Below are 11,508 nucleotides of genomic sequence, written 5' to 3'. Positions count from 1 at the left end.
GGGAATGACCACGAGGCCGGGGGCGCGGAGCCCCCGGCCTTCGCGTCACCGGCCCGCCCATGTTCATGTCGCTCTTACGGCGGTCACCGGCCGCTGACCACGAAGTCGGCGGCCGCCCGCCCGGGGGCGACCAGCCGGGCGTTGGCCTCGTCGGAGGTGAGCACGAAGCGCTCGGCCGCCTCGCGCGGCTTGCCGAACCGCTCATGGCGGTCGATCAGCCGGCGCACCCGCTCCTCGGTGTCCAGGTCGACCCACCAGGTCTCGTCCAGCAGCTCGCGGACCGGGAGCCAGGGCGCCTCGTCCAGCAGCAGATAGTTCCCCTCGGTGATCACCAGCGGGATCTCCGGCGGCACCGGGATGGTGCCCGCGACGGGCTGTTCCAGCTCGCGGTCGAACCCCGGCGCGTAGACGACCTCCTCGGCGCGCGGCGCCCGCAGCCGCCGCAGCAGCGCGGTGTAGCCGTACGGGTCGAAGGTCTCCGGCGCGCCCTTGCGGCCGGTCAGGCCGAGTCGGCGCAGCTCGGCGTCGGCGAGGTGGAAGCCGTCCATCGGCACCAGGACGGCCCGGTCGGCGCCGAGCGCGTCGACCAGGTACTCGGCGAGGGTGGTCTTACCGGCCCCGGGCGGTCCGGCGATGCCGAGCAGGCGGCGACCGCCCGCGTCGGCCAGGCGCTGGGCGCGGTCGAGGAGTTGCTGGGAAGTCATGGCGGGCGCTTTCGGTGGCTCTCGGGAATGGGCACGGTCCACTATCCGGCCTGCGGCCCGCCTCCGCGGTCGGCGGTGCGGGGGAGGACAGGCGGGCAGCCGGGCGAATTTCCAGAAAATCTCGGCAGAGGGGCACATCCCTCGACCCCTTTCACGCGTCACATGAGAGAGCGGCCCTGCGATGTGGCCGCACGCATGGGGCATTTGGAGATATTCACGTTGAAAACCGGCATGAAGGGTCTACGTCGCGTATCCGCGGTCGCGATCACCGCTGGAGCCGTGCTGACGGCGGGGGCGTTCACCGCCTCCGCGCAGGCCGCGACGACCGCTACTCCCACGATCGCCGCCAAGGGCGGGTTCGTGATGAACAACGGCACGGGAAAGAGCCTGTTCACCAAGGCCGCGGACACCCGTCGGTCCACCGGCTCCACCACCAAGATCATGACTGCCCGGGTGGTGCTCGCACAGCCGAATCTCAACCTGGACGCCAAGGTCACGGTCCAGAAGGCGTACAGCGACTACATCGTCGACAACAACTGGGCCTCCTCGGCCAAGCTGATCGTCGGCGACAAGGTCACCGTCCGCCAGTTGCTGTACGGGCTGATGCTCCCGTCCGGCTGTGACGCGGCGTACGCGCTGGCGGACAAGTTCGGCACCGGTTCCACCCGGGCCGCGCGGGTGAAGTCGTTCATCGGCAAGATGAACACCACGGCCAAGTCGCTCGGGCTGACGAACACCCACTTCGACTCGTTCGACGGCATCGGGCACGGCGCCAACTACTCGACGCCGCGCGATCTGACGAAGCTGGCCAGCAGCGCGATGAAGTACTCCACGTTCCGTACGGTCGTGAAGACGAAGTCGACCAAGCAGAAGGTGACCACGAAGAGCGGCGGCTACCGCTACATGTCGTGGACCAACACCAACACTCTGCTGGGCAGCTATTCGGGCACCATCGGCGTCAAGACCGGCTCGGGTCCGGAGGCCAAGTACTGCCTGGTCTTCGCCGCCACCCGGAACGGGAAGACGGTGATCGGCACCGTCCTCGCCTCCTCCTCGGTGGACAACCGCACGGCGGACGCGAAGAAGATCATGGACTACGGCTTCAAGCGATAAGCCGAGTCCGAGGTGAACGATGGGCCTGCCCCACGACCGTCCGGCCGTGGGGCAGGCCCTTCGTCATAACCCTCAGCGCACCGCGTTCCAGGAGTGCGCCACGTCCACCACGACCCGCCCGTCCGTCTGGAAGACGCGGAACGGCAGCCGTGCGCGCACGCCGAGGCCGACCTGGGTCTCGCCCTCGAAGCTGGCGCCGAAGCGGGTGTCCCGGAAGGTCTGGTACCCGGCGATGTCCACCCCCGGCAGCGGCTTGCGCGCCCGCCCCGGATACGACTCCCCGCCGGTCCCCGGGTCGTAGCTCGGCGCGGCCACATGGATGTCCAGGATCGCCCCGCCGCCGACCGGGATCTCCTCGCCCGAACCGTCCTGGTACAGGGTGTCCACGTACGCCACGCGGTAGCCGACGCGATCGGCGGCCGTGGCGCCCTTCACGTCGAACACCATGCGGTCGTAGCAGGCGTGCCGGCCGGTCCGGATGCTCCCCAGCGGTGTGTGGCCCGCCGGCCGGGCCGTCTTCTCGCCGCTGCCCCAGCCGGTCTCACAGGCCGCCTTGGCCGCCGCCTTGGCCGCGGCCGGAGCGACGGCCCCCGCCGCCCCCGCCGTCGCCGCCAGCGCGCCGCCCGCGAGCACCATCGCCGCGAGTGCGGTCCCCCACCGTCGCATGGTCAAGCCCCCAATGTTCCGTTGATGACAGGTGATTCACGGGGTTGGACGGGCCGGGGCGGCGAGAGGTTGTCCCGGTCCGGGAAAGGTGTCGCGAATGCTACGTGCGCGACGGTACGACTGACGCTCCGTCGGGGGTTATCCCCCGGACGGGTCGGCCGGTTGCCCGGATGGGAGGCGGATGCCGGTTCGACAAGGCTTGTGCGTATGAGACCGACGACCGGCAGAACCGCCGCGCTGGCCCTCGCCACCGCCGCCACCGCATCCCTCCTCGGCAGCGCGTCCGCGGACGCGACCCCGGGACCGCTGGCCGATCCGACCGCCACCGCGCTCAGTTGGGGGGCCTGCGAGGGCACCGGGCTCGACCCCCACCAGGAATGCGCCACGCTCAAGGTGCCGCTGGACCACCGCGACCCCGGCGGCAAGCGAATCTCCCTCGCCGTATCCCGGATCCCCAGCGAGCGGCCGCAGGCCCGCCGGGGCACCCTGCTGCTGATCCCGGGCGGCCCCGGCTCGACGGGGCTGGAGCGGCCCACCACACTCGGCAAGCGGCTGCCGCGGTCGGTGCGGGACGCCTATGACATCGTCAGCTTCGACCCGCGCGGCATGGGGAAGTCCACGCACACCGGCTGCGGTCTGGACACCGCCGATCTGTCGCTGCTCGCCTCCCGCCCCTGGCCCGGCCCCGGCGGGGACATCACCCGGAACGTCACCACCGGCCGCCGCATCGCCGACACCTGCGCCCGCAACGGCGGTGAACTGCTGCGCACCATCAGCACCGTCAACGAGGCCCGGGACATCGACAGCATCCGGCGGGCGCTCGGCGAGCGGAAGCTGTCCGCATGGGGCGTCTCCTACGGGACGTATGTGGGCTCCGTCTACGCGCAGATGTTCCCCGAGCACACCGACCGCTGGGTGCTGGACAGCAATGACGACCCGGACCCGGAGCGGGTGGAGCGCCGCTGGCTGGCGAACTACGCCGTCGGCGTCGAGGACACCTTCCCCGACTTCGCCGCCTGGGCCTCCGCTCCCAACAGCCCCGTCCGGCTCGCCGAGACCCCCGACGGGGTGCGCCGGCGGGTGCTGGACCTCGCCGCCCGGCTGGACGCGAAGCCGCTGCCGTGGCCCGGCGCCAACCCGCCCGAGCTGAACGGCAACGCACTGCGCCAGAGCATGCTGAACGCCCTGTACTCCCGGGACGACTTCGAGGACCTGGCCAAGCTGATCGTGGACGCGGACGCCGGTAAGGCGCCCGGCGCGGCACCGGCCGATCCGCCCCAGGACGCCGCGGCCGTATCCCTCGCCACCATCTGCAACGACGTGAAGTGGCCCACGTCCCTGCCCACCTACGCCCGGGATGTGGCCGCAAGCCGTAAGAGCCACCCGCTCACCGCGGGCATGCCGGTGAACGTCACGCCCTGCTCGTTCTGGCATGACGCGCCGCGGGACAAGCCGGTGCGGATCACCGACCAGGGGCCGTCGAACGTCCTGCTGGTGCAGAACAAGCGCGATGTGGCCACCCCGTACAGCGGGGCGCTGAATCTGCGGCGCGCCTACGGCGACCGGGCGCGGATGGTCAGCGTGGACGCGATGGGGCACGGCGCGGCCTATGGGGTGAACAACGGCAGCGCCTGCGCGGACCGGAAGGTCACGGACTTCCTGCTGAAGGGCGAGCGGCCGGAGCACGATGTGCTCTGCCGGTGAGGAACGCCGGGAGCTCCCGATAAATGCGCGGCGCCCCGCTCCCTGTCGCAGGGGCGGGGCGCTTCACATTCGGCCGACTCAGAGGCGCTCGGGGGTGCGGATGCCCAGCAGGGTCATGCCCTGCCGCAGCGTCCGCGCCGTGATGTCGCACAGGAAGAGGCGGTTCTCCACCTGGGACGGGCCGCCCTCGGCCTTCAGGACCGGGCACTGGTCGTAGAAGGTCGTGTAGAGCGAGGCCAGTTGGTAGAGATACCCGGCCAGCTTGTGCGGCTCGAATCCGGCGGCCACCTCGGCCAGCGTCTCCCCGAACTGGTCGAGGTGCAGGCCCAGCGCCCGCTCGGCCGCGGTCAGCGGCAGCTCGGGGTGGGCCACCGTCCGCTGCCCCTCCTCGGCGCGGCGCAGGATCGACTGGATCCGGGCGTACGCGTACTGGAGATAGACCGAGGTGTCGCCGTTGAGCGAGACCATCTGGTCGAGGTCGAACTTGTAGTCACGCGAGGCGGAGGTGGACAGATCCGCGTACTTCACCGCGCCGACGCCGACCTGGGCGCCGCGCTCTTGGATCTCCTCCTCGGTGAGGCCGAGCTTCTCGCTCTTCTCCCGGACCACAGCGGCGGCCCGCTCGGTGGCCTCGTCCAGCAGGTCCTCCAGCCGCACCGTCTCGCCCGCGCGGGTCTTGAACGGCTTGCCGTCCTTGCCCAGGACGGTGCCGAAGGCGAGCTGGACGGCGTGCACCTGGTCATTGAGCCAGCCGATCCGGCGGGCGGTCTCGAAGACCATCTTGAAGTGCAGCGACTGCCGGGCGTCCACCACATACAGCAGGGTGTCGGCCTTGAGATGCTGCACCCGGTCGCGGATCGCGGAGAGGTCGGTGGCCGCATAGCCGAAGCCGCCGTCGGACTTCTGGACGATCAGCGGCACCGGATTGCCCTCGGGGCCCTTGATGTCGTCGAAGAAGACGCACAGCGCACCCTCGGAGCGGACGGCGACGCCGGACTCCTCCAGCAGCCGGCAGGTCTCGGCCAGCATGTCGTTGTAACCCGACTCGCCGACCACATCGGGGTCGTGGATCTCGATGTCCAGCTTGTCGAAGACCGAGTAGAAGTAGATCTTCGACTCGTCCACGAACTTCCGCCACAGGGCGACGGTCTCCTCGTCGCCCGCCTGGAGATCCACCACCCGCCGCCGGGACCGCTCCTTGAACTCCGGGTCGGAGTCGAAGAGCGCCCGCGCGGCCTTGTACAGCCGGTTCAGATTGGACATGGCCTCCTGGCCGGAGGCGGCGTCCTTGTGGTCCAGCTCATGCGGGTGCTCGATCAGATACTGGATGAGCATGCCGAACTGGGTGCCCCAGTCGCCGATGTGATGGCGGCGGACCACCTGCTCGCCCGCGAACTCCAGGATCCGCACCACCGCGTCGCCGATCACCGCCGAGCGCAGATGGCCGACGTGCATTTCCTTGGCCACATTGGGCTGGGCGTAGTCGATCACGGTGGTGCCGGGCGCCTGCGCGAACGGCACGCCGAGGCGGTCGTCGGCGGCGCGGGCGGCGAGGGTCGCGGTGATCGCGGAGTCGGCGATGGTGATGTTGAGGAAGCCGGGGCCGGAGACCTCGATGTCGGCGATCACCGGATCGGGGTCGGCCGAGGTGGCGGCGACCGGAAGGTGCGCCACGACCTTGGCGGCCAGCTCACGGGGGTTTCCCTGGAGCTTCTTGGCCAGCGCCAGCATCCCGTTGGCCTGGAAATCGGCCCGGTCGCTTCGTCGCAGCAGCGGGTCCGCGGAGGCGGCCTCCGGCAGGGCAGCCGAGAGGGCGTCCGCGACGCGCTGATGGACGGTGGCGGCGAGGGAGAGGACCGATGCCATAGATGAGGTGCCATTCCGATAGTGGTGGTATGGACACCCCAGTATTTCACGGCGGGTCCAACGATTTCCCCGGCCTGTGGATAACCCGGGCCCGCCCGCCCGGCCCTGTGGGCAACGCCTAAGGGGTCCGTTCCGTCTGGGACAATGGGCGGTGCCATGACCGCTAGGAAGGAAGTGCCGACCGTGGCTCAGAGCACCGAGACCGACTGGGTCTCCCGATTCGCCGACGAGGTCATTGCCGAGGCGGAGCGCCGCGCCCCGGGCAAACCTGTCGTCTGCGCCTCGGGCCTCAGCCCGTCCGGCCCGATCCACCTCGGCAATCTGCGCGAGGTCATGACCCCGCACCTGGTCGCCGACGAGATCCGGCGCCGGGGCTATGAATGCGTTCACATCCTGTCCTGGGACGACTACGACCGGTACCGCAAGGTTCCGGCCGGGATCGACCCGTCCTGGGCCGAGCACATCGGCAAGCCGCTCACCTCGGTCCCGGCCCCGCCCGGATCGCCGTATGCGAACTGGGCGGAGCACTTCAAGGCGCCGATGGCCGAGGCGCTGCGGGAGATGGGCATCGAGTTCCACCCCATCAGCCAGACGGAGATGTACACCTCGGGGGCGTACCGCGAGCAGATCCTGCACGCGATGCGCCATCGCCGGGAGATCGACGCCGTCCTGGACCGGTACCGCACCAAGGAGAAGGCCGGCGCCAAGAAGCCGGGCAAGCAGCAGCAGAAGCCGGTCGACGAGGCCGAGCTGGCCGCCGCCGAGGGGTCGGGCGCGGCCGCCGAGGACGACGGCAGCGCGGGCGGCGCGGGCTACTTCCCGTACAAGCCCTACTGCTCGGTCTGCGACCGCGATCTGACCACGGTGACCTCGTACGACGAGGAGACCACCGAGCTGGCCTACACCTGCGCGTGCGGCCACGGCGAGACCGTCCTGCTCACCGAGCACAACCGGGGCAAGCTGGTCTGGAAGGTCGACTGGCCGATGCGCTGGGCGTACGAGGGCGTGGTCTTCGAGCCCTCGGGCGTCGACCACTCCTCGCCGGGCTCGTCCTATGTGGTCGGCGGCCAGATCGTCCGCGAGGTCTTCGGCGGGGAGCAGCCCATCGGCCCGATGTACGCCTTCGTGGGCATCAGCGGTATGGCCAAGATGTCCTCGTCCAAGGGCGGTGTGCCCACCCCGGCCGATGCCCTGGAGATCATGGAGGCGCCGCTGCTGCGCTGGCTGTACGCCCGCCGCCGGCCCAACCAGTCCTTCAAGATCGCCTTCGATCAGGAGATCCAGCGGACCTACGACGAGTGGGACGCGCTGGAGCGCAAGATCGGCGAGGGCGCGGCCCAGCCCGCCGACGTGGCCGCGTACGGCCGCGCGACCCGCACCTCCACGGGCGAGCTGCCGAGCACCCCGCGCCCGCTGCCGTACCGCACGCTGGCCTCGGTGGTGGACATCACCACCGGCCATGACGAGCAGACGCTGCGCATCCTCAGCGACCTCGACCCGGACAACCCGGTGAAGTCCCTGGCGGAGACCCGGCCCCGGCTCGACAAGGCCGAGCGCTGGATCACCACCCAGGTCCCGGCCGACCAGCGCACCCGGGTCCGGGACGAGCCGGACACCGAGCGGCTGGCCGCGCTGGGCGACACTGAGCGGGAGTCGCTGCGGCTGCTGCTCGACGGCCTGGACGACCACTGGTCGCTGGACGGACTCACCACGCTGGTCTACGGAGTGCCCAAGATCCAGGCGGGGCTGGCGCCGGACGCCAAGCCGACACCGGAGCTGAAGGTCGCCCAGCGGTCGTTCTTCGCGCTGCTCTACACCCTGCTGGTCGGGCGGGACACCGGCCCGCGGTTGCCCACCCTGCTGCTGGCGGTGGGGGCGGACCGGGTGCGCAAGCTGCTCGCGGCCTGACCTCCGCGCTTCCGGGCGCCGGGCGGGCGGCCTTACGGCTGCCGCCCGGCGCTCCCGGCTCTACGGGATGGCTTCCCGCTCCAGGCGGACGCGCTCCTTGAAGTCCTCGACGTAGGCGGACAGCTCGCTGTTGCTGAGGTCGCTCACGCCGTAGGTGTCGCGCAGCCGCTGGCCGAACTGGTACGCGGAGGGGTACCGGCTGTGGTCGGCGAGGAACTGGCGGAAGGTCGCGTAGTAGACCTCCTCGCGCGGGACGTCGTCCGGCAACTGGTTCACCGGCTGCCCCGGCTGCTCCTCGTACGCGTACCGCTCGGGCTCGCGCTGCTCCGGTACGTACACGCCGCTGCCCACGCCCTCACCGCCGAGCGGTCGCACCCGGCCGCCGGGTCCGACCGGCACGGTGAGCTGGGGCTGCGGGGGCTGCTGCTCGGGCTGCTGCCCGAACTGCGCCACCTGGCCCGGGACCTGCTGATACTGCGGCTGGGGGGCCTGCTCGTACTGCGGCTGCTGGGGCTGTTGCGGCTGCTGGGGTTGCTGCGGCTGCTGCTCGACCGGCGTGGGGTGGGCGGCGGCCGCCGGGTCGAACGGCACGGCGCCGCGGCCGTCATGGCCCTGCCCGGCGGGCTGCTGGTACACCGGCAGGGGCAGCGAGAGCGGCAGCTCCTGCGTCTGGGGCTGCTGGGGGTGCTGCTGCGGGGCGTCGGCGCCGCCGGTGCCCCCCGCACCCTCCAGGGCCCCGGGCGGGCCGTACGGGCCCGGCTGGGCCCCCGGGGAGGCGCTCTTGGCCCCCGTCCCGTCCGCCGCGTCGGTCCGGCCCGGCGGAAGCGCCGTCGGCGACACCGCGGACGGGTCGAGACCGGCCGCCGCGAGCCCCGCCGGGGCGGTGTCCGCCAGCGGCACCCCGTACCGCGCCAGCCGCAGCGGCATCAGCGACTCCACGGGCGCCTTACGGCGCCAGGCGCGCCCATAGCGGGCGCGCAGCCGGGCCTGGTAGACCAGCCGGTCCTGCTCCAGCCGGATGACCTCTTCGTAACTGCGCAGCTCCCACAGCTTCATCCGGCGCCACAGCCGGAAGGTGGGCACCGGCGCCAGCAGCCAGCGGGTGATGCGGACCGACTCCATGTGCCGGTCGGCGGTGATGTCGGCGATCCGGCCGACCGCGTGCCGGGCGGCCTCCACGGAGACCACGAAGAGGATCGGGATCACGGCGTGCATGCCGACGCCGATCGGGTCCGGCCAGGCGGCCGCGCCGTTGAAGGCGATGGTGGCCGCGGTCAGCAGCCAGGCCGTCTGGCGCAGCAGCGGGAAGGGGATCCGGATCCAGGTGAGCAGCAGGTCCAGCGCGAGCAGGACCACGATCCCCGCGTCGATACCGATCGGAAAGACGTTGGAGAACTTGCCGAAGCCCTTGTCGAGGGCGAGATCGCGCACCGCCGCGTAGGAACCGGCGAAGCCGATCCCCGCGATCACCACCGCCCCGGTGACGACCACCCCGGCCAGTATTCGGTGCGTCCGTGTCAGTTGCATCGCGGCCACCCGCGACCCCTCCCCGTCTTCAACAACAGCGGCCTCAGCGTCGCATACACGTCAAGGCCCGTGGGCGGGAAGGGGTCGTGTCGGGGGATCAGGCGCCGCTCTGGGAGCCCTTCGCGATGGCGGCGACGGCCTCCTTGGCGGCGGACTTGGCGTCCTTGAGCAGCGCGGCCGCGTCCGGGGTCTTCTCCTTCTCATAGCCCGCGCCGTCGTACTGGACGGTGATGACGACATTGGCGGTGCGGGTCACCACCGTCTGGTTGCGGAACTCGTCGCCGTCCTTCTTCTCCTTGGAGCTGACCGAGGTGGCCTCGTCGCCGATGCCCGCGACCTTCTCGGTCTTGGGGTCGGTCACCTTGCCGGTGGCGGCCCTGCTCGACTGCTGGGCGGCGTACTCCCCGGCGCGCCGGTCGCCGGAGCCGAGCCCCGGGTCGGAGGGGAACAGCTTGAGGGAGACGGTCAGCGAGCGGTACTTGAAGCCGTCGAGGCCGGTCCACAGGCAGCTCGCGGAGGTGTTGGTGTCGGCCGAGGGAAGGGCCTTGCCCTTCTTGTTCTGCGCCTTGGGGACGAGCTGGTCGACCGTCTTCCCGGAGAGTGCGGTGCACACATCGGGCAGCTTGCTGAACTTCGCGGCCGCGACGGTGGGTGAAGCGCTGGGCGAGCCGGGTCTCGCCGAGCCACCGGTGTTCTTTTCGTCCTTGTTGTCCGAGCCGGAGGAGCAGCCGGCGACGAGCACCATCGGTACGGTCGCGCAGGCGAGTATTCGGGCGAGTCGCGGGGCTGAACGGTGCATGGGTCCTTCGCTCATTCTCTGTCGATGGGCGGACGTACCGCCCGCGTCATTAGTCGGCACGGTACGCGGCCGACGCGCGGGCGTCCCAATTTCCGAGGTCTGAGCGGAGTGCCCGCAGGGGGCACCGGAACCCGCTATTCGTTGAGCCGACCGGTCAGCTCATCGGCCAAGTCCTGGGCGTTTTCCTGGAGTCCCTGGCTGCTGGGAATGTGCTTCTTGTCGGTCGTCCACTGGTCGTACTCAATGGTGGCAATCACATTCGAGGACCGGAACACGAGCGTGATATCGCGGTGGATACCCGAGTCCTTGGTGATCAGCTCGTCGTTGAGGAAGGCGTCGTCGCCGAGGTCGTCCAGCCGGCGCGGGGCGGTGTCGTCCGCGGCGGTGTCACCTTCGTCACTTCCGCCGCTCGCGTCGCTCCCCGCGGAGGGGGAATCGGTGCTTTTGCCCGGCTGACCGGATGTGTCGGCCTCATCGCCCGCGCCGCCCTTACCGCTCTTGCCGGGCTCGTCGGAGCTGGTGCCGGGGGAGGCGGAGGAGCTGCTGTCGCCGCTCGCGCCGCCCTCGCTCTGCGAGCTGGAAGGGGCCGAGGGGGTGCTCGGGGCGTCCGGGATGTGGGCGGCGACGGCCTTCTTCTCGTAGGTCTCCCGCGCCCGGTCGTCATCGCTGACCGAGGGGTCGTACGAGACGACGCGCTGGAAGTCGATGGTGAGATAGCGCGTGCCGCTGGAGGTCTCGACCTTCCAGCGGCAGCCGTCCCGCCGGTCTATGTCGTACGTCACGGTGGCCTGGCCGTCGTACACCTTGTCGTCCTGCTCGGCGCCGGGCAGCAGGGTCTGGAGGGTCTTACGGCCGGCCGCGCCGCATGCCTCGGGCAGGCTGCGGTAACGGCCGGGCTCGGCGGAGGCATTCGTCCCGGAGTCGCCGGAGGCGCCGTCGTCCGGGCTGGACGATGAATCGGAGCCGGTGCATCCGCCGAGCCCGGCGGCGGCGAGCACGGTGATGAGCACGGCGACGGCCGGGGTGCCCCGCCGTCCGTACGCCCTTCGCTGCGCTGGCTGCACTGTCGGTGTCCCTTCGAACGACGGAAAACTCCTTGCCGCCCGCGGGCGGTGGCTGGAGACAATGTCTATCGCACGCACTGCCGTGCCTGCCGGGCGCCCGTCGAGTATGGGGCACTGGTCCGGCTTTTGCGTTTTCTGTCTTTTACGGGGGAATGAG

9 protein-coding genes are annotated in these 11,508 nt (G+C 70.8%); 3 read left to right on the top strand and 6 right to left on the bottom strand.

What is annotated here, in order from left to right:
• Positions 1-83: 83 nt before the first annotated feature.
• On the bottom strand, positions 84-704 hold the full coding sequence (locus tag ACK1X7_RS23790) for a nucleoside/nucleotide kinase family protein (protein WP_385144106.1): 621 nt from the start codon (positions 702-704) through the stop codon (positions 84-86).
• A 231-nt stretch (positions 705-935) separates the two neighbouring features.
• Between ACK1X7_RS23790 and ACK1X7_RS23785 the strand changes: the two genes are divergently transcribed.
• The gene (locus ACK1X7_RS23785; RefSeq protein WP_361511103.1) at positions 936-1,817 is read left to right on the top strand and encodes a D-alanyl-D-alanine carboxypeptidase family protein; all 882 of its coding nucleotides are present in this window, start codon (positions 936-938) and stop codon (positions 1,815-1,817) included.
• A 72-nt stretch (positions 1,818-1,889) separates the two neighbouring features.
• On the opposite strand, the gene ACK1X7_RS23780 is transcribed toward ACK1X7_RS23785, so the two are convergent.
• Positions 1,890-2,483: an AMIN-like domain-containing (lipo)protein gene (locus ACK1X7_RS23780; protein ID WP_385144140.1), complete on the bottom strand. Its 594-nt coding sequence runs from the start codon at positions 2,481-2,483 to the stop codon at positions 1,890-1,892.
• A gap of 207 nt (positions 2,484-2,690) precedes the next feature.
• Between ACK1X7_RS23780 and ACK1X7_RS23775 the strand changes: the two genes are divergently transcribed.
• Entirely contained in the window at positions 2,691-4,187 is a 1,497-nt protein-coding gene (locus ACK1X7_RS23775) for an alpha/beta hydrolase (protein ID WP_390794390.1), read from the top strand.
• A 78-nt stretch (positions 4,188-4,265) separates the two neighbouring features.
• On the opposite strand, the gene argS is transcribed toward ACK1X7_RS23775, so the two are convergent.
• Positions 4,266-6,053, bottom strand: a complete 1,788-nt coding sequence (gene argS / locus ACK1X7_RS23770; protein WP_390794391.1) for an arginine--tRNA ligase — start codon at positions 6,051-6,053, stop codon at positions 4,266-4,268.
• A 156-nt stretch (positions 6,054-6,209) separates the two neighbouring features.
• Between argS and lysS the strand changes: the two genes are divergently transcribed.
• Complete coding sequence (lysS, locus tag ACK1X7_RS23765; RefSeq protein ID WP_385144114.1) at positions 6,210-7,961, top strand: lysine--tRNA ligase; 1,752 nt, start codon at positions 6,210-6,212, stop codon at positions 7,959-7,961.
• A gap of 60 nt (positions 7,962-8,021) precedes the next feature.
• On the opposite strand, the gene ACK1X7_RS23760 is transcribed toward lysS, so the two are convergent.
• The 3 genes from ACK1X7_RS23760 to ACK1X7_RS23750 form a co-directional block, all read right to left on the bottom strand.
• Positions 8,022-9,488: a DUF2637 domain-containing protein gene (locus tag ACK1X7_RS23760; protein WP_385144116.1), complete on the bottom strand. Its 1,467-nt coding sequence runs from the start codon at positions 9,486-9,488 to the stop codon at positions 8,022-8,024.
• 97 nt (positions 9,489-9,585) lie between these two features.
• Positions 9,586-10,287 (bottom strand): hypothetical protein, encoded by a 702-nt coding sequence (locus ACK1X7_RS23755; RefSeq protein ID WP_413115610.1) that lies wholly within the window; start codon positions 10,285-10,287, stop codon positions 9,586-9,588.
• Positions 10,288-10,421: 134 nt separating this feature from the next.
• Positions 10,422-11,351 carry a DUF3558 domain-containing protein gene (locus tag ACK1X7_RS23750; RefSeq protein ID WP_398159795.1) on the bottom strand — a complete coding sequence of 310 codons (930 nt, stop codon included), beginning with the start codon at positions 11,349-11,351 and terminating at the stop codon, positions 10,422-10,424.
• Positions 11,352-11,508 lie beyond the last annotated feature (157 nt).

This window comes from Streptomyces sp. CY-1 (assembly GCF_047218265.1).
GTDB lineage: Bacteria > Actinomycetota > Actinomycetes > Streptomycetales > Streptomycetaceae > Streptomyces > Streptomyces niphimycinicus.
This window is presented reverse-complemented; position numbering and strand designations above follow the sequence as displayed.